The organism is Cohnella thailandensis, from assembly GCF_014212135.1.
GTDB lineage: Bacteria > Bacillota > Bacilli > Paenibacillales > Paenibacillaceae > Cohnella > Cohnella thailandensis.
The window spans coordinates 382,398-399,768 of record NZ_JACJVQ010000017.1 but is presented as its reverse complement, the minus strand read 5'-3'; the positions used below and the strand labels follow the sequence as shown (position 1 = coordinate 399,768).

Below are 17,371 nucleotides of genomic sequence, written 5' to 3'. Positions count from 1 at the left end.
AAAAAGGAACGGCGGACGAAGGTCAGCCGTTCCTTTTTGATTCCCGTTAGGGGCCTGGCCGTATGTTCCCTTGCGCGATAGCCTCTTCGGCATGGAATCGCTCCAGCCGCTCCCGGATCTCCTTCGCCGTGCGGTACCGGAAAATCTCTTCCATCAGGAAGCGGCTCTCCTGGGCGTTCGTGCGGAGCATCGTTTCTTTGACGGAGAGGATCGACTGCGCGGAGATGCTCAGCTCGTGAATGCCGAGCCCGAGCCAGATCGGCATGGAGCGAACGTCGCCCGCCATCTCTCCGCAGATGTTCACTTGAACGCCATGCCTTTTGGCCGCGGCGACGACGGTCTTCAGCATGCGGAGCACGGCCGGGTGGAACGGTTCGTACATATGCCCGATATGCTCGTTCATCCGGTCGACCGCCAGCGTGAATTGGATCAGATCGTTCGTTCCGATGCTGAAGAACGATACTTCTTCGGCCAGAAGCTCGGCGATTGCCACCGCCGCCGGCACCTCGATCATGATTCCCGTCCTCAGCTTCTCCTGGAACGGAATGCCTTCGGCCGCAAGCTCCCGCTTCGCTTCCTCCAGCACGGCGTTGGCTTCCCTGACTTCTTCGACGGAGGCGATGAGCGGATACATGACTTGGACGTTGCCGTAGGCAGACGCCCTTAGGATCGCTCTGAGCTGCACCTTGAACAGATCTTTGCGATTCAGGCTGAAGCGGATCGCCCGGTAGCCGAGGAACGGATTGTCCTCTTCCGGCAGTTCGAAGTAATCGAGCTGCTTATCTCCGCCGATATCGAGCGTACGGATGATGAGAGGCTTGCCCTGAAGCTTCTCGGCCGCTTGGCGGTACACCTCGAATTGCTCTTCCTCCGTCGGGAAGCGGCTGCGGTCCATGTAGAGGAACTCGGTGCGGAACAAGCCGACCCCTTGAGCTCCGTTCCGCAGGGCCGAGTCCAGCTCTTTGAGCGAGCTGATATTGGCCGCGAGCTCGATCGTCATGCCGTCCGGCGTGACCGACGGCACCAGCGCCAGCTGCTGCAGCCTCTCCCGGGTCTCCGTCTCCCTCTGGCGAAGCTCGGAATACCGGATCACCGTATCCGCGTTCGGATTGACATGCACGTATCCGGCACGCCCGTCCACGATCAGCAGATCCCCCGTCTCGATCGGTTCGGGAAGCTTGCCTTCCACCCCCATCACGAGCGGAATTCCGAAGGCTCGGGACATGATGGCGGAATGCGAAGTCGGACTTCCGACCATCGTAACGATTCCGAGCACCATCTCCGGCTTGAGATGAATGAGCTGCGAAGGCGTCAGCTCCCGCGCGACGAGGATAAACGGCTGCGCGTCCGTCGGAAGCGCGATCTCCGGCACGCCCAGCAGATGCTTCAGCAGCCGATTGCCGACATCCTTGATATCGAGCGCCCGCTCCTTCATGTACTCGTCATCCAGCAGATCGAACATGGTGACGAAGTGGTCGATCGCTTCCTTGACCGCCACTTCAGCCGCTTTGTATTGGCGCTGAATGATTCCTTTGATCTCGTTCATGAACACCGGGTCGTCGAGAATGGCCAGATGCGCTTCGAAAATTCCCGATTCTTCCGCGCCGACCGTCTCGTCCATCTCTATCTTTAGCTTATGGATCTCCTGCTTGGAACGTTTGACTCCCTCATAAAGCCGTTCGAATTCCAAAGCCAAATCGCCGACGCCGATCAATTGCTCGGGAAGCTCCCACTCCCAATTCGGAAGAACGAACGCTTTCCCGATGGCGATGCCGTCCGATGCGGGCAATCCTTGAATCATTCTTCTCCCCCCTTATCTTCTCTCTCTTTAACGACGACCGACATGACCGCAGCTTGCCCTTTCTTGACCGCAGTGAACGGAGCGAATCGCCACGACCGCACGATATCCGGGTTGGTGATCACCATCGGAGTCGCGACGGACTTGGCTTTGCTCTTGAGGGTCGAGAGGTGGAAGCGGATGAGCGGCTGTCCCGGGCTGACTTCGTCCCCTTCTTGAACCAGCGCCGTAAAGGTGTCCTTAAGCTGGGAGGTATCGATACCGATATGGAGCAGGACCTCCAGTCCTTCCTTGGTCAGAATGCCGATCGCATGTTTGGTTGGGTACAAGTGGATGATCTTCCCCGCGACGGGAGCGACCAGCTCTCCTTTGTCCGGGAGGAAGGCCACGCCTCGGCCGACAAGTCTCTGCGCGAAAATCGGGTCGTCCACATCCTCCAGTGCAATCATCCGGCCTTGAACCGGAGCATGGAATTGGACCTGATGAACGTCCAGCTGCATGAGCTTGGAGATCTCTTCCCGGATAAGATCCGAGAACGTGCCGAACACGACCTGCACGTTGCCGCCGCCCAGATGAATGACGCCGGCCGCGCCGAGGTGGCGAAGCGATTTCGCGTCGACGCGGCGATCCTCCGCCAGCGTCAGCCGAAGCCTCGTGATGCACGCGTCCAGGTGAACGATATTCTCCTTGCCGCCGAGAGCCTGGAGAATAAGAGGCGCGCGGTAAGGAATGTCGCCCGCCCAGTCGTCCAGCCTCGTCGAATCTTCGCGGCCCGGCGTAGACAGCTGGAACTTGCGGATGCACCAGCGGAACAATACGTAATAAAGGATGCCGACCGCGATGCCGAGCGGAATGATCATCCACCCTTTTTGCGACAGAGGGAGGTTGATCACGTATTCGAGCGCCCCGGCCGAGAAGCTGAAGCCGTCCCGGATGCCGAGCTCGTAGGTCAGCCACATGACGCCGCCCGATATAAGGGAATGCAGGATGAACAAATACGGCGCGACGAACAGGAAGGCGAACTCGACCGGCTCCGTGACCCCCGTCAGGAACGCGGTAAGCGCGGCAACCCGGAATTGCTTGCTCGTCTTCGGCTTCAGATCCTCGCGAGCCTCATGGATAATCGCGAAGGCGATCGCCGGCAGCGCGAACATGATGATCGGATACAAGCCCGCCATGTAAGCGCCGGCCGTCGGGTCTCCGGCGAAGAATCGGGGGAGATCCCCGAAGAAGACGTCTCCTTCCGGAGACCGGTACTCCCCGACCTGGAACCAGAAGACGTGATTGAGCAGATGATGAAGCCCGAACGCCACCAGGATCCGGTGTAGGAAGCCGTAGAGGAACACGCCGAATCCGCCCGCGGAGCCGACGACGTTGCCCGACTCCGAGATCAGATCCATGATCGAATGACCGGCCTGGATCATGATCCAGGCGAACAGCAGCGAGAAAGCTCCCATGAAGATCGGAACGAAGCGCGATCCGCCAAAAAACTGCAGGGATTCGGGCAGCTTGAGCACCTTGAATTTCTCGTTCGCCCAGGCGGACACGATGCCGATCACCGCTCCGGCGAACATGGAAGGCTGAACGCCGTCCGGATCATAAGTATTCGTAATCGCCGCAAATATGATCATTCCCGTCAAGGAGGCCATGCCCGCGAACACGGATTGGTTCGACATGCTGAGCGCAATACCCACCGCGAACACGTACGGGACGTATAGGAAAATCTGAGTCCCCGCCGCCAGAAGCATGTCGGGAACCTCGCTCATCCCGAACGAGTCCCATGGCAGCCTGGACAGCATGATAAAAATAGCGGCCGCGGGCAGCACCGTCATCGGCAGCATGAATGCCCGGCCTAGCCTTTGCAGATAGCCCACACCGAACATGAGCCCGACCCCCTCCTTTCTCTCGATGGTACGTCTATGATTCGATAAAACCGGAACGCGCCTGCCCGATGTCTAGATTCGAGAGCGCTTCCTTTTTGGGATTGCGCCAAGGATGCAGCCGGATTGGCTGATCTTCGATAATAGTCATAAACTATTAACGGGGACTCGCGCGAAGAAACGCGGCGCCCTCCCCTTAACCGGCGGTGAGCGGCCGCGTTTCCGTCGTTTCGCGCAAAGCTTATTTGCCGTTAGGCAGCAGGATCGAGTCTTCTACCTTGATGCAGCGGTCCATGATCACTTGAAGGCCGCCTTGCTCCGCGATGGAAGCCGCTTCGTCATTCGCGATGCCGAGCTGCAGCCAGAGCACTTTCGCTCCGATCTCGACCGCGTCCGCGGCAATCGGCGGGGTGTGCTCGGGCCGGCGGAAGACGTTCACGATGTCGACTTTGTCCGGAATGTCCTGCAGCCTGGCATAGCACTTCTCGCCGAGAATGCTCGCCGCGTTCGGATTGACCGGAATGATCCGGTATCCCTTCTGCTGCATGGCCTGCGACACCATGTGCGACACCTTGGAGGGGTCGTCGGACAAGCCGACGACTGCAATGTTGTTCGACTGCTGAAGAATGCCCTTGATCTCATCCCGGGAAGGATTCGAGAATGCCATCCTCTTCAACCTCCTTAAGGTCATAGTTGGTTCGGATCGATTTATTTTACCCATTCCACTTTCGCGCCAAGCGACGACAGGTGATCGAAGAAATTCGGGTAAGACTTCGCGACGTGGTGGGCTTCCTTGATGCGGATCGGCTGTTTCGAGCGAAGGCCGACGATCGTCAGCGCCATGATGACCCGGTGATCGAAGTGGGCATCGATCTCGACGCCGCCCTCGACCCCTTCCGGACGACCGTGTACGATGATTTCGTCCCGTTTCTCTTCCACGTTGGCGCCGGCTTTGCGGAGCTCAGCCAGGTAATCCGTAATGCGGTCGCATTCCTTATAGCGCAAGTTCTCGACGTTATAGAAACGGGAGGTTCCTTCCGCGAAGACGGCCGCCGCGACCATCGCGAGCACGCCGTCCGTGAACTCGTCGCCGTCGAATTCACCCGCCGCGAGCTTGCCGTTCCCTTGAACATGAACGATTGCGTTCTCGTGAGTCAGCTTCACGTTCATGGCGCGAAGCACGTCGACGACGGCTCGTTCGCCTTGCTTGCTGTTCTCGTACAGCCGATGAACGGTCACGTCCGATTCGGTTACCGCGGCAGCGGCAAGAATGGCGGCCGAGCCCGGATAATCGCCTTGAACGGTATACGTCTGGGCCAGGTACTTCTGACGGCCCGGAACCTTGTAACGCATCAGGTCGTCGGAAGCCTCGACGACGATTCCCGCTTGGCGCATGACCTCGAGAGTCTGGCCGATCACGACCTTCGATTTCAGGTCGTTCAGCACCTCGATCTCGCTGTCCTCGTCCAGCAGCGGAGCCAGGAACAGCAATGAACTCAAGAATTGCGAGCTGACGCTGCCCGATACCTGAATCTTGCCGCCGCGAGGCTTGCCGCCGCGAATCGTAATCGGAAGGCGGCCGTTGTTGTGGTCCACCTCGACTCCCATGCTCTGGAGCGCGGCGATCAAGTCGTCGTGCGGTCGCTTGCCGAGCGACTGCGGATACGTGTTCACGAAGGTGACCTCGGGCAGGAACGACGCAATGGACATCAGGAATCGAAGCACGGCGCCCGCATTGCCTACGTTGAGCTGCTTGGCCGGAAAAGGATGACGGCCGAAGCCCGTAATAACGATCTTCTCTTCATCCTCTTCGATGATCGCGCCCAGATCTCGAATACAACGGCGAATCGCGTCGCTGTCTTCGCTGTGAGCCGGATAGAGGATGGTGCTCGTGCCTTCCGCAAGCGCGGCCACGAGCAAGTAGCGGGTCGTGTAATTTTTCGAAGACAATGCCTGAATTTCGCCTTGCAGCTTGCCTGTTGGAGTAACGATCATGTCCATTGCTGTTAACGCTCCTTATAAAATATATATAGGGGTGAGGATTAGCTTCAACCTTTAGCCGCCTTGCCGATTCCGAAGCCGATGGCGAACGCCAGCCAGCCGCCCAAGTAGGTCGCCGCCGCGTACTTCGCCAACGCTGCATAACGTTTCTCTGTTCTCATCGTAGCCTTCTGCACGTTCAGTGTCGAGTAGGTTGTCAGACCGCCCATCACTCCCGGCCCTAATAGGGCATACAGCTCGGGCTGCCTCGCCTTCCATTCCATCCCAGCCAATACTCCTATCAGAAGGGATCCGGTCAGATTAACCGTCAGCGTAGCCGCGTACGGTTTCGCCTTGAGGGCCGCCGCCCACTTGCCCGTTCCGTAACGCAGCAGCGCTCCCGCGCTTCCTCCGAGCCCCGCCAGGCCAAGCGCTTCCCACGCATTCATCGATTCGCTCGCCTCCCTGCGGAGAGTCCGGCGGAGGCGAGCATCGCTCCGCCCAATCCGCTGGCGAGCAGATAGACGGCGGCGAATCCGTACGCTTCGTTGCGACAGAGCTCCCATAACTGGGCGTTGAACGCGCTGAACGTCGTGAAGGCGCCCAAGAATCCGGTGCCGAGCGCCTCGCGCCACCACGGGGCGATGCTTCTGCGCGCGCACCAACCGAACAGAGCGCCGAGCAGGAACGATCCGACCAGATTGATTCCCATCGTCGCATAAGGAAACGCGGCTCCGCCCCCATCCGGAATCCATAGCGCGATACCGTAGCGCGAAGCGGCTCCGAGGAATCCGAAGACGGCAATCAGCAGCCATTCGTTCACTGTCGTCCCGCCTCTCTCTTCGCCTCATATTTGACAGTGCTGTCGGCGTTTCTTATGATTATTCCAGAATGCAGACCAAAGGAGTGTAACTTGCTATGAGTTCATACGATACGACGACGGTAGAACAACTGAAAGCCCGCCTCGATGCCGGCGAGAAGCTTCATCTCATCGACGTCCGCGAAGACGATGAAGTCGCTTACGGAATGATCGATGGAGCCGTGCATATTCCGATGGGACAAATCCCCGAGCGTCTTGCCGACATCCCCAAGGACGAAGAAGTGATCTTCATCTGCCGCAGCGGCAACCGCAGCGGAAGAGTGTGCGAGTACTTGGCCGCCCAAGGATTCGGCAAGACGGTAAACATGCTCGGCGGCATGCTCGCTTGGGATAATCTATAAGATCCACCGGACAAGCATATTCGCGATCTGCTCGGGGCTTTTGCGGGAGGTATCGATCGCGGCATGAGCGAAGTCGTAAGCATGCTTGCGAGTCGCCAGCAGCGAATCGATTCTCTCTTCCGCGTCTCCCGCGAGCAACGGACGGGTTCCGGCCGCTCCTGCCGCCGTAACGCGCTCCAGCAAGCTTTGACGGCTTGCCGTCAGAGACACGACCCAACCGCCGGCGAGCATTCGGCGACGGTTCTCTTCGCGAAGCACCGCTCCTCCTCCGGTGGCGACGATCTGACGGTCCCCCGCGAGGATGTCCTCCAGCACCCGGCTCTCTCGATCGCGAAATCCGGCTTCTCCTTCGTCGGCGAAAATATCGGGAATTTTCTTACCCGCAATTCTTACAATCTCCTCATCGGTATCCAGGCGAGGCCACCCGAGCTTCTCCGACAGCAATCGGCTGACAGTCGACTTCCCGGTCCCCATGAATCCTACGATAATGATGTTTTTTCTCTTCAAGAGACCGCTCAACGTTCGCTTCCCCATTTCCTTTCATACGCTTCAATTATAATAGCACATCGCATTGCTGGTATAAATGCAGCCGTATCTCCGTAAGGTGGTAACAGAACCTCTCCCGAAGTAGGTGATGGACAAGATGGAGACGCCTCTCGCCGGCTCCCCCGATCGAATCGCCGGTCCTCTTCCGCTCACGCTTAGACGCCTGCTCGACCCTTCGTATCCTCTTTGCAGGGAGGACCTTGTTTGGGCGCTGGACTACATTAAAAGAAAAGTGGCCGAAGGAGCGCCCGAATGGTCGGGGCTCGATCGGCCACGGCTGCTTGCGCTTTTCGCTGCCTACGCCGGAGTGGCGACGCATTTGCTGAACCGGCAAAGCTTATGCAGCGAGGACGCGGAGCATCTGCGCGCCCTGCTTCGGGACACGCTCCCCTGAATTAGGCTTCCATCCAGTTGTGGTGGAACGTGCCTTCTTTATCCAGGCGCTTGAACGTATGGGCGCCGAAGTAGTCGCGCTGAGCTTGCAGCAGGTTAGCCGGCAGGCGCTCGGAACGATAGCTGTCGTAGTAAGCCAGCGCGCTCGCGAACGATGGAACCGGAATGCCGTAGCGTACCGCCGTTGCGACGACGTCGCGCCATGCGTCTTGATAGGATTCGACAACGCCCTTGAAGTACTCGTCCAGCAGCAGGTTGCGCAGGCCCGGGTCGCGGTCGTAGGCGTCCTTGATGTTCTGCAGGAAGCGGGCGCGGATGATGCAGCCGCCGCGGAAGATCATCGCGATGTTGCCGTATTGCAGGTTCCAGTTGTATTCGTCGGAAGCGGCACGCATCTGCGCGAAGCCTTGCGCGTAAGAGCAAATCTTGCTCGCGAACAGCGCCTTGCGAACCTTCTCGATGAACTCGGCCTTGTCGCCCGTGAACGCGGAAGTTTTCGGTCCCTTCAGCACCTTGCTGGCCGCAACGCGCTCTTCCTTCATCGCGGACAGGAAGCGGGAGAAGACGGATTCCGTGATGATGGACAGAGGAACGCCCAGGTCCAGCGCGCTTTGGCTCGTCCACTTGCCCGTGCCCTTCTGGCCAGCGGAATCGAGGATAACGTCGACCATCGCCTTGCCCGTCTCCGGATCCTTCTTGGAGAAGATGTCCGTCGTGATCTCGATCAGATAGCTGTCGAGCTCGCCCTTGTTCCATTCGCCGAAGATCTCATGAAGCTCGTCCGTCGAAACGCCCAGAACGTCCTTCATCAACTGGTAGGCTTCGCAGATCAGCTGCATGTCGCCGTACTCGATGCCGTTGTGGACCATCTTGACGTAATGTCCGGCGCCGTCCGGACCGATGTACGTACAGCAAGGGTCGCCGTTCACCTTAGCGGAGATGCCCGTCAGAATCGGCTCGACGAGCTTATACGCTTCTTCCGGGCCGCCCGGCATGATCGAAGGTCCCTTAAGAGCTCCTTCTTCGCCGCCGGATACGCCGGTTCCGATGAAGTTGAAGCCCTGCTCCGTCAGCTCGCGGCTGCGGCGCTGGGTATCCGGGAAGTACGCGTTGCCACCGTCGATGATGATATCGCCCTTGTCCAGGTGCGGAATCAGCGATTGAATCGTCGCGTCCGTTCCGGCGCCGGCTTGGACCATGATCAGAATCTTGCGCGGCACTTCGAGCGATTGAACGAATTCCTCGACGGAATAAGTCGGAACCAGGTTCTTGCCCTTGCCTTCCGTGTTGATCAGATCGTCCGTCTTATCGCGGGAACGGTTGTACACGGCCACCGTGTAACCGCGGCTTTCAATGTTCAAGGCAAGGTTGCGTCCCATAACGGCCATGCCGACTACACCAATGTTTGCTTTTGCCATTTTTCGCTTCATCCTTTGGAACGATTTTTTTACAATATGCCTATTGTACTCTATTTTGACAACATAAGAAAACCTTCTTTTTCGATAAGCGCGCGCGCCGAATGCCGTCAAACCGCGACAAAAATCCGGAAGCGCTTCCTTTCTTATTCCCCCGCCCGCCTGGCTTTAGACGGTCCATCTGTCGAAACCGACCGCCTTCAGAAATGCCTTGGCGAGAGCGACATGTCCGATCATGCTCGGATGAACGCGGTCCCATGCGATCGTAGCCGGATAGATGTGCTCCAACAAACGATCGAACTCCGCTTGAGTGTCCACGAACGCCGTTCCCTGCTTTTCCGCAACCCGCTTGACGGCTTCTCCGTACAAATCCATCGTCGCTCTCATCGCGTCGGACTTGTTCGGCTCCAAATAGAATGGCGTCATCAGGACGATCCCATTGATCCCTTGCTTCTTCGTACGGACGACAAGCTCATCCAGCTTCCTCTCGTACTCATCCAAATAAACATGGGATTCCGTTATGTAAGGCTGGTCGAATTGTCTCCAAACGTCGTTCGTGCCGATCATCACCGACAACCAGTCCGGCTTCTGTTCCAGCACATCCGTCTCCCAGCGCTTTTCCAGATCCCTTACCGTGTTGCCGCTGATCCCCATGTTGACCACCCGAATCCCCAGCTCCGGGTACCCGGATTGAAGCAGTCCGTCGACGACGGATACGTAGCCTCTCCCATAGGGATTGAACAGCCCTTCCCCGACTGGCCTCGCCCGTTCGCAATCCGTGATGGAGTCTCCGATAAACAACAGCTTTTCCCGTTGCCCAAGTCTCATCTCCAGCTCTCCCCTTTCTGATCTTGACAGCTTACATTATAGCGAAAACGCTTTTGACTTCAATAGCGTGTCGTTATGCGTTTGCTCTTCTGCTTGTCTGGATGGTTGCTCTCCAAAATCGGCGCTCTCCTCGCACTATCCCCTTCGCTCAGCATACCGCATTGAACGGCCGCCGCTCGCTATCCCTTTCACTCAGCAAAAATAACGGAGGATTCAAGTCGGATTTTCACCAAAAAGCAATTGAAATGGGAACAAATGTTTGCTATAATCAAAACAAGAACATCAGTTCCTATTTTGTGGGAGGAGATTCGATTGACCGCTCTCGCCTTCAACTCGCTCTGCAGCGATTACTCCACGGAGGAAGCCTGCATTCAAGCTCTTTTTCAAGCGCGTTGGCCGAATGGATTTCGTTGCCCGGCTTGCGGTCATTCCAACTTCTATACGGTTTCTTCCCGAAGATTGCCCCTCTACCAATGCGCTTCTCCGTATTGCCGCCATCAGACCTCCATCACCGCCGGCACTATCATGGAAGGAAGCCGAACTCCGCTGACTTTGTGGTTTCGCGCCTTATTTTTGCTTAGCCAAATATCCGGGATCAGCTCGTTTGCCCTTTCTAATATTTTGAAAATAACCTACAAAACCGCCTGGCTCATCACCCACAAGATCCGGCATGCCATGAAGCGCGAAGAAGCCGATTATCCGTTGACCGGCAATATCCGGGTGGAGACGTTCTATTACGGATCTCCTTTATACTCCGATGCCAGGCAGCCCTTATTGTTGGGAGGAGCGGAAGACGAATGCGGCGACCCGATTCAAATCAAGATTCATCAACCCAACCCCGATCATGTAGAGCTGCGCTACCTTTCCATCCATAAGCACGAGATTAATTCCTTTATTGAGGAGCACACGAACGGAAAATCAGTCGTCATAAAAAATCCCTACGCAATGAAGAATAGCGGCTTTAACCGAATTCAAAGGCACGTCACTTCATGGCTTAACGACACTTTCCGCGGGATTGGTCCTAAGCATCTTCAGGCGTATCTGCACGAATACTGCTTTCGCTGGAACAAGCAAGGTTTATGCCTTCGCGACGTCTTCTCAAGAGCTCTTGCGGCCTGCGCATCCACTCCGGTTCTTATTTACAGGGAACTCACTCGTTTTCGGCCTGTTCTTCCAAGACCCTGGCATGCCTTCAGCAGCAAGTCCAAATGGCGCGGTTGGCATCTGACGAGGTGGGGTCATTAAATATGCGATCGGTACGTTAAGAGACAAAGGGAACCTCTAGATCAACGTTTTGTTCTCTAAGAAAATAGGGGGACGTTCTGGACGTTCTGGACGTTCTGGACGTTCTGGACGTTTGCTGAGCGAAGGGGATAGTGGACGGTGAGGGGATAAAAAAGAGGGGTCCCTTGGAGGAGAGAAAGCGGTTGCGATAATGAAGAAAGCGCCCCGAAGGGCGCCGAAGAAATTCGTATTCGATAACTTTGCCGATAACGGTTATAGCTCCAGTAGAAGCATTTCCTTGCGCATGCCTTCCAGTCGAAGCTTGCTGCTCTCGATCTCTTCGGCCTGGCCTTGCTGCAACGCCTCATGGAGAACAGCGAGCTCATAATCGATCTCAAGACGAAGAACTCCAGCCCGCAGCTCGGCTCTCTTCGACTTGAAAGCTTGAACCATATCTTCTACCGTAATTTGAGGACGCTTCTGAAAAATGATCCGATGTTCCATGCCTGACACCTCCACGAGACGAATAATTTCTCCAAACATGATGTTCTCGATCAATACCTGACGGTCGCGAAACCTCTTGACGACGGCATGGCCGCGGGAATCGTTGATCAGCTTCTCGATCCATTGCGCCAGCTTCTCATCCTTAACCACGTAGTCCCCGACCATCTTGTAGCGGTTGGAAGATCGTTGAAACCTGAGCTTGAGCAGCTTGCGTCCCGTTCGGACCGAAATCAGGAATTGATGGTCGCTCTCGTTCCAGTACAAGGAGTACCCTTCGGAAATCAGCTCTCGTATCAAATTCTGCAGCTGCCTGCGATCGAAACGAAGCTCCAGGTTGCAGTATTCCACCTCATGGCTTCGATTCACGGCCATCTCCCCCTCCTGCGGAAAGCGCATGGCTCGAGTTGTTGACCGAATGTTCAGAATATTTGTTCTTACCTTTATCTTATACTCCATCTTATGATCTGGCAACTTGGTTTCTTGACTATTTTCCAGTATAGTGAGGGAAAGCTTTTTTTAGAAAAATGGTTTGAGGTGATTCCATCGTGGCAAACGTCGCAACTACCCGCTTCGGCGGCTTTACGGATTCCGACTTCGATGCGATGTCGGTTCCCGGATTAGAAGGTCGAATGGAAGCCATTATTTCGCAGGTACGGCCGAAGCTTCATTCCATCGGCGAATCGCTTGCTCCCGTAATAGCCAAGCTGACAGGCGAAGAAGCGTTCGCCCATGTCGCCAAGCACGCGAGAAGATCGGTTAATCCTCCAGACGACACTTGGGTCGCTTGGTCGCCAAGCGCAAGAGGGTACAAGGCCTTCCCCCACTTCCAGATCGGGTTATGGTCCACTCATCTGTTCATGCAGTTCGCCATCATTTACGAATGCCCGAACAAAACCGCGTTCGCCGAGAAAGCCAGTAGAGAGCTGAACTCCATCCGCAAGTCGATCCCGCCTTCTTATATCTGGTCGAAGGATCACATGGTTCCGACCGGCTCGGTTCACGAGGAGCTGTCGGAAGAGGAGCTTGCCGAGCTGTTTCGCAGGCTGGGAAGCGTCAAAGCGGCCGAGCTGACGTGCGGCATTCACGTCCGCCGGGGTGACCCGCTGCTGAAGGACGGCGATGCGCTCCTGCGCAAAGCGGAGTCCGTCTTCGACACCTTGCTTCCGCTCTACCGAATGGCGCAAGCTTAAAGGATAAGCCCCCGGCCGCATACGCGGAACGGGGGCTTATTGCGTTAGGCGGCTGCGGAGCGAGTCGCCTCGATGCGTTGACGTTTGGACTTGCGGAAGAACAGCAGCTCATAGATACAAGGCACGATAACGAGCGTGAGCAGCGTCGCGACGACCAAGCCGCCGATAACGACGATAGCGAGGCTCTGGGAGACAATGCTGCCCGATTCCGAGGAGCCGAAGACGAGCGGGAGCATCGCGCATACCGTCGCGATAGCCGTCATCAGAATCGGACGCATGCGGGTGCCGGCCGCTTCCAGGAGCGCTTCGCGGATCGTCATCCGCTCTTCGTTCTGCTTCACTCGGTCGATGAGAACGATCGCGTTGGTAACGACGATACCGATCAGCATGACGACACCGAAGATGGCGGTAAAGTCCGGTGTAATTCCCGTTACGATCAGGCCAAGCACCGCTCCGATCGGCACGAACAGAATCGAAGCGAGAATCGCGATCGGCGCGCGGATCGTCTTGAACGTGAACACCATGATCAGGTACACGATTCCGATCGATACGATCATCATCATGAACAAGCTGGCGAAGTCCTCGGATTGGTCGGCGGAAGCGCCGCCGACGTTCAGCTTAACCCCTTCCGGTACCGTCAGCTTATCCATCTCCTTCGAGATGGTCGAACCGACGGTCGACAATTGGCTCGGTTCCACGGTCGCGGTAACGCGGATATACGTGTAGCCATCCTTATGGTAGAACTTGGTCGGCTTCTCTTCCTTCACCCACTTAGCCACGCTGGACACTTGCTTCGGCCCTTCGTCCGTCAGGACGCTCATGTTCTCGAGGTCCGCGGCGGAATTCAGCTTAAGAACAGGCTGCAACAGCACGCTAAGGGATTGACCTTCGGATTGAATGGACCCGATCGGAACCGGGTTCAGCATTCCTTGAAGCTGACCGGCGATATCGGAAGACTTCGCCGTAGCCGGATCGACTTCGAGCGTGTACACGGTCGTCTTCTCGTCTTGATTGCTCTCGACTTTAAGGACGTCCTCGATCGGCTTGATCTTGGCGATGACTTCGTCCGCGGCTGCAGCGAGGTCCTCCTCGTTGTTGCCGGTAATGTCGACGTACACCTGAGTCGAGCTTCCCCCTCCGAAGAAGGAGCTTGCCCCTACCGCCAATTCGGCTTCGGGATAGTTGCTCTTCTGCGAATTCACGGCTTCGATGATTTTCTCGGCGTCCGCGCCTTTCTCCATACTGATCATGTAGGTGACCAGAGTCGGCGAATTGACGCTTCCGTATTGGGCGCCGTCGGCGCTGTTCCCCATATCCATGCTGACCCATTCCTGGCCTTCTTGCTCGAGCAGGAACGCTTCCAGCTTCTTGCCGTTCTCGAACACCTCGTCGACCGGAGTATCCGGCTTGTATTCGAGCGTAACGTTCAAGCTCGTTGCGCTCGAGTTGTCGATCGCGCCTTTCGGCATGCTGAAGTAGGTGCCGACGGAACCGACGAGCAAAACGAGAGCGATCAGCAGCGGCACCCACTTATGCCGCAGATTCCAGTTCAGGAACTTCACGAAGCGTTCGGACGGCTTGTGTTCCTTGATGCGCGAGCCCTTCAGCACCCCGGAGCTCATCAGCGGAATGACCGTAAGAGCGACGATCAGAGATGACAAGAGAGAGTACGTTACGGTCAACGCGAACGGCAGCAAGAAATCTTGAAGCGAGCCGCGAAGCAGTCCCATCGGCAGGAAGACCGCGACGGTCGTCAGCGTGGAAGCCGTAATCGCTCGGGATACCTCGCGAGTGGCGTCGATGATCAGACCGACGGAGAACGTTTCCTTCTGAAGCCGGCGGAAGATGTTCTCGATGACGACGATGCTGTCGTCCACCAGACGTCCGACCGCGACGGCTACCCCGCCAAGGGTCAGGATGTTCAAAGAGATTCCGGACAGGTCCAGCAGATACAGCGTCAAGCCGAGCGACAACGGAATCGAGACGATCGTGACGAGCGTGGCTCGAACGTTGCGCATGAACAACAGGATGACCAGAGTTGCGAACAACGCGCCCATCAACACTTCTCTCATCATGCTGTTAACGGAATGAACGATCTCGTCCGAGGTGTTCATGAGCATTTTCAGAGAAGCCTGCTTGTTGTCCCGGTTCCACTCGTCGATGACCTTCTGGACGTCCTTGCCCACGCTCACGGCATTGGCGTTCGCCGCCTTGGAGATGACGACGCTCAGGGCATCCTTGCCGTCGATTCGGGCGATGCTCTCTTTATCGTTAACCAACGTAACCTCGGCCACATCGCCTAAAGTCACTCCGGCCGCGACCGGCAGCTTCTTCATCGTCTCGACATCCGACAGGCTGGAAGCTACGCCGAGATTGACGATCGTCCCGTCCAGCGTCGTCTGTCCGACCGAAGAGGATTCGCTGCGCCCTTGAAGCACTCCGTAGAGAGCCTGAAGCGGCACGCCCTTCTCCGCCAGCTTAACCGTATCCGGAACGACATGCACGGACGGCTGGGACTTGCCGGAAAGCTGCACGGCGCCCGCGCCGTCGATCGAACGGAATCGATCCACTACCTGCTGCTCGATCTTCTCCTTGTCCGCGTTGCCGACGCCGTCGGCGAACGTCAAGGATACGAACGAGATCGGGATCATCGAGGTATTAAACTGAACGACGTACGGCGGAGAAGCTCTCTCCGGCAGCGGAACGGCGTTGACCGCCTTCTCCACTTCCGTTTTGGCGTCCTTCATGTTCGTCTTCGAATCGAAGTTCAGATTGATCTGCGAGAAATTCTCTCCCGAATTCGAGAACATTCCCGTTTTGCCTTTAATGCCCGCCAGAGCTTGTTCTAACGGGTTGGTCACCTGGCTCTCCATCGTGGCGGCGTCATAGCCTTGACCGATGACGCTAACCGTTACCTGAGGGTTGTCCGCCTCCGGCATCAATTCCATCGGCAGCTTGAAGTAGCTCATGACCCCAAGCCCAAGCGTCATGACGACGAGAATAATAATCGCCGCCTTATTGCGGAACGCTCCTTGAATAATCGATTTCACCTTCCGATTTCCCCTTCCACTCCGTGTTCTTTTTTTTGTCATCCTTATCATAAGGGGGAGTCTTCCAAGTGAAAAACGTCTCCGGACCGGACTTCAACCTAGACTCAAGGCTGAGATGAAGTCGGACCGGAGACGTCCCGTAAATGATATTCGATTATCCTTGTACCTGCGTCTGGGCGCGATCCGCGCTTCGAAACCTGGCCAACAGGCCGAGCGCGGCCAGCGATAGAGCGCCCGAGAGCACGAACGGCAGCCATTCGGTCACGTCGAGCAGTGCCGTGCCGAGCAGAGGGCCGACGATCCGTCCCAGGCTGTCCATCGAGGAGCTCAGCCCGGAGGCGACTCCTTGCTCGACCTTCGTTTTCTGAGTGATCAACGAAGTAACGCACGGGCGAATCAAAGAGTTGCCGATTCCGAAAATACATAGGAAAACGGTAGCCATCGCCCAATCGTTGGCGGTCAGCAGCAGGAAGAACCCGGCGGCCGAGATGACGAGCCCGGCGGCGATATAGAGGCTCTCCTGCCCTTTCTTGACCCGGCGTCGGACGACTCCTCCTTGAACGAGGGCTCCGGCCAAGCCGCAGAAGAAGAACATCATTCCCACTTGGCGCGGGGTAACGTCGAAGCGGCTCATGCCGTAGAGCTGCATCGTCGACTCCAGAATGGCAAGCGAGAACGTAACGAAGAACGCTAACACGTACAGATTCTTAAGCGGCCCTTGGAACGCGGTCCAACGCGATGCCTTGGGCATGCCGCGGATCGCCGCCCGTCTCTCCGGAGGAAGAGATTCCGTCAGCTTCGCCCATGCGGCAAGGAAAGTAAGAAAGGCGAGTCCGGATGCGGCGTAGAACGGAGCCGACAGCGAGATCTCGCTAAGCACTCCTCCCACGAAGGGGCCGAAGGTAAAGCCGAGGCCGATGCTCATTCCCACGACGGCCATTCCCTTGGTCCGCTCCTCCGCCGTCGTAATATCCGCGACATAAGCGACGATGCAGGCGGTGACGGCCCCCGAGAACAAGCCTCCGAGAAGACGGGAAACGTACATGAGAACGAGATTGTCCCCGGCTAAGCCGAATAGAAGAAAGCTGATGCAGAAGCCGAGAATGCCGATCATGATGACCGGCCTGCGCCCGACTCGGCCAGACACGCTACCCCATACCGGGGATAAAAGGAACGACACAAGCGAGTAAAGCGCTAACATCAATCCCGTATGCCAATTCGCCGATTCGGGGTCGATGTCGGATACCGCTTGAGGCAAAACGGGAATGATGATTCCGAAGCCGATAAAGGTCGTGATCAACATGAGGGATACGATCGCGAGTTTGCTGCGCAAAAAGATTCT

The 17,371-nt window shown here is 56.9% G+C and carries 16 protein-coding genes; 4 read left to right on the top strand and 12 right to left on the bottom strand.

Going from position 1 to position 17,371, the window contains the following annotated elements; translation table 11 throughout:
• Nucleotides 1–46: 46 nt before the first annotated feature.
• The 6 genes from ptsP to H7B67_RS20015 all read right to left on the bottom strand — a co-directional run bounded on the left by ptsP (nucleotide 47) and on the right by H7B67_RS20015 (nucleotide 6,481).
• Nucleotides 47–1,801: a phosphoenolpyruvate--protein phosphotransferase gene (gene ptsP / locus H7B67_RS20040; protein ID WP_185121622.1), complete on the bottom strand. Its 1,755-nt coding sequence runs from the start codon at nucleotides 1,799–1,801 to the stop codon at nucleotides 47–49.
• Entirely contained in the window at nucleotides 1,798–3,681 is a 1,884-nt protein-coding gene (locus H7B67_RS20035; RefSeq protein WP_185121621.1) for a glucose PTS transporter subunit IIA, read from the bottom strand. Before H7B67_RS20035 ends, ptsP begins: the two co-directional genes overlap by 4 nt.
• A 238-nt stretch (nucleotides 3,682–3,919) precedes the next feature.
• Complete coding sequence (locus H7B67_RS20030) at nucleotides 3,920–4,345, bottom strand: CoA-binding protein (protein WP_185121620.1); 426 nt, start codon at nucleotides 4,343–4,345, stop codon at nucleotides 3,920–3,922.
• Nucleotides 4,346–4,386: 41 nt separating this feature from the next.
• Complete coding sequence (aroA, locus tag H7B67_RS20025) at nucleotides 4,387–5,679, bottom strand: 3-phosphoshikimate 1-carboxyvinyltransferase (RefSeq protein WP_185121619.1); 1,293 nt, start codon at nucleotides 5,677–5,679, stop codon at nucleotides 4,387–4,389.
• Nucleotides 5,680–5,726: 47 nt separating this feature from the next.
• A complete protein-coding gene (locus H7B67_RS20020; protein WP_185121618.1) occupies nucleotides 5,727–6,107 on the bottom strand; it encodes a fluoride efflux transporter FluC in 381 nt (126 codons plus the stop codon).
• Nucleotides 6,104–6,481 carry a CrcB family protein gene (locus H7B67_RS20015; RefSeq protein WP_185121617.1) on the bottom strand — a complete coding sequence of 126 codons (378 nt, stop codon included), beginning with the start codon at nucleotides 6,479–6,481 and terminating at the stop codon, nucleotides 6,104–6,106. Before H7B67_RS20015 ends, H7B67_RS20020 begins: the two co-directional genes overlap by 4 nt.
• A gap of 95 nt (nucleotides 6,482–6,576) precedes the next feature.
• Here H7B67_RS20015 and H7B67_RS20010 point away from each other — a divergent pair, with 95 nt between their 5' ends.
• Nucleotides 6,577–6,879 (top strand): rhodanese-like domain-containing protein, encoded by a 303-nt coding sequence (locus tag H7B67_RS20010; protein WP_185121616.1) that lies wholly within the window; start codon nucleotides 6,577–6,579, stop codon nucleotides 6,877–6,879.
• Here H7B67_RS20010 and H7B67_RS20005 read toward each other — a convergent pair.
• Nucleotides 6,874–7,398, bottom strand: coding sequence for a shikimate kinase (locus tag H7B67_RS20005; RefSeq protein WP_245363451.1), 525 nt, complete (start codon nucleotides 7,396–7,398; stop codon nucleotides 6,874–6,876). The genes H7B67_RS20010 and H7B67_RS20005 overlap by 6 nt on opposite strands.
• Before the next feature lie 124 nt (nucleotides 7,399–7,522).
• Here H7B67_RS20005 and H7B67_RS20000 point away from each other — a divergent pair, with 124 nt between their 5' ends.
• Nucleotides 7,523–7,819: a hypothetical protein gene (locus H7B67_RS20000; protein WP_185121614.1), complete on the top strand. Its 297-nt coding sequence runs from the start codon at nucleotides 7,523–7,525 to the stop codon at nucleotides 7,817–7,819.
• Nucleotide 7,820: 1 nt separating this feature from the next.
• Here H7B67_RS20000 and gndA read toward each other — a convergent pair whose 3' ends face one another.
• Nucleotides 7,821–9,236 (bottom strand): NADP-dependent phosphogluconate dehydrogenase, encoded by a 1,416-nt coding sequence (gndA, locus tag H7B67_RS19995; RefSeq protein WP_185121613.1) that lies wholly within the window; start codon nucleotides 9,234–9,236, stop codon nucleotides 7,821–7,823.
• A 165-nt stretch (nucleotides 9,237–9,401) separates the two neighbouring features.
• Nucleotides 9,402–10,061, bottom strand: a complete 660-nt coding sequence (locus H7B67_RS19990; protein WP_185121612.1) for an SGNH/GDSL hydrolase family protein — start codon at nucleotides 10,059–10,061, stop codon at nucleotides 9,402–9,404.
• Between the two features lie 312 nt (nucleotides 10,062–10,373).
• On the opposite strand from H7B67_RS19990, the gene H7B67_RS19985 reads away from it, so the two are divergent.
• Entirely contained in the window at nucleotides 10,374–11,306 is a 933-nt protein-coding gene (locus H7B67_RS19985) for a transposase (protein ID WP_185121611.1), read from the top strand.
• Nucleotides 11,307–11,558: 252 nt separating this feature from the next.
• Here the strand turns inward: H7B67_RS19985 and H7B67_RS19980 are convergent, their stop codons facing one another.
• Nucleotides 11,559–12,155 carry a hypothetical protein gene (locus tag H7B67_RS19980; protein ID WP_185121682.1) on the bottom strand — a complete coding sequence of 199 codons (597 nt, stop codon included), beginning with the start codon at nucleotides 12,153–12,155 and terminating at the stop codon, nucleotides 11,559–11,561.
• A 179-nt stretch (nucleotides 12,156–12,334) separates the two neighbouring features.
• Between H7B67_RS19980 and H7B67_RS19975 the strand changes: the two genes are divergently transcribed.
• Entirely contained in the window at nucleotides 12,335–12,979 is a 645-nt protein-coding gene (locus H7B67_RS19975; protein WP_185121610.1) for a DUF1054 family protein, read from the top strand.
• A 44-nt stretch (nucleotides 12,980–13,023) separates the two neighbouring features.
• On the opposite strand, the gene H7B67_RS19970 is transcribed toward H7B67_RS19975, so the two are convergent.
• The gene (locus tag H7B67_RS19970; protein WP_185121609.1) at nucleotides 13,024–16,029 is read right to left on the bottom strand and encodes an efflux RND transporter permease subunit; all 3,006 of its coding nucleotides are present in this window, start codon (nucleotides 16,027–16,029) and stop codon (nucleotides 13,024–13,026) included.
• Nucleotides 16,030–16,183: 154 nt separating this feature from the next.
• Entirely contained in the window at nucleotides 16,184–17,362 is a 1,179-nt protein-coding gene (locus tag H7B67_RS19965; RefSeq protein ID WP_185121608.1) for an MFS transporter, read from the bottom strand.
• Between the last annotated feature and the right edge of the window lie 9 nt (nucleotides 17,363–17,371).

What these genes read in the sequence shown, in the direction of transcription:
- ptsP (WP_185121622.1), bottom strand. Translation starts at nt 1,801, where the DNA reads ATGATTCAAGGATTGCCCGCATCGGACGGCATCGCCATCGGGAAAGCG.
- H7B67_RS20035 (WP_185121621.1), bottom strand. Translation starts at nt 3,681, where the DNA reads ATGTTCGGTGTGGGCTATCTGCAAAGGCTAGGCCGGGCATTCATGCTG.
- H7B67_RS20030 (WP_185121620.1), bottom strand. Translation starts at nt 4,345, where the DNA reads ATGGCATTCTCGAATCCTTCCCGGGATGAGATCAAGGGCATTCTTCAG.
- aroA (WP_185121619.1), bottom strand. Translation starts at nt 5,679, where the DNA reads ATGGACATGATCGTTACTCCAACAGGCAAGCTGCAAGGCGAAATTCAG.
- H7B67_RS20020 (WP_185121618.1), bottom strand. Translation starts at nt 6,107, where the DNA reads ATGAATGCGTGGGAAGCGCTTGGCCTGGCGGGGCTCGGAGGAAGCGCG.
- H7B67_RS20010 (WP_185121616.1), top strand. Translation starts at nt 6,577, where the DNA reads ATGAGTTCATACGATACGACGACGGTAGAACAACTGAAAGCCCGCCTC.
- H7B67_RS20000 (WP_185121614.1), top strand. Translation starts at nt 7,523, where the DNA reads ATGGAGACGCCTCTCGCCGGCTCCCCCGATCGAATCGCCGGTCCTCTT.
- gndA (WP_185121613.1), bottom strand. Translation starts at nt 9,236, where the DNA reads ATGGCAAAAGCAAACATTGGTGTAGTCGGCATGGCCGTTATGGGACGC.
- H7B67_RS19990 (WP_185121612.1), bottom strand. Translation starts at nt 10,061, where the DNA reads ATGAGACTTGGGCAACGGGAAAAGCTGTTGTTTATCGGAGACTCCATC.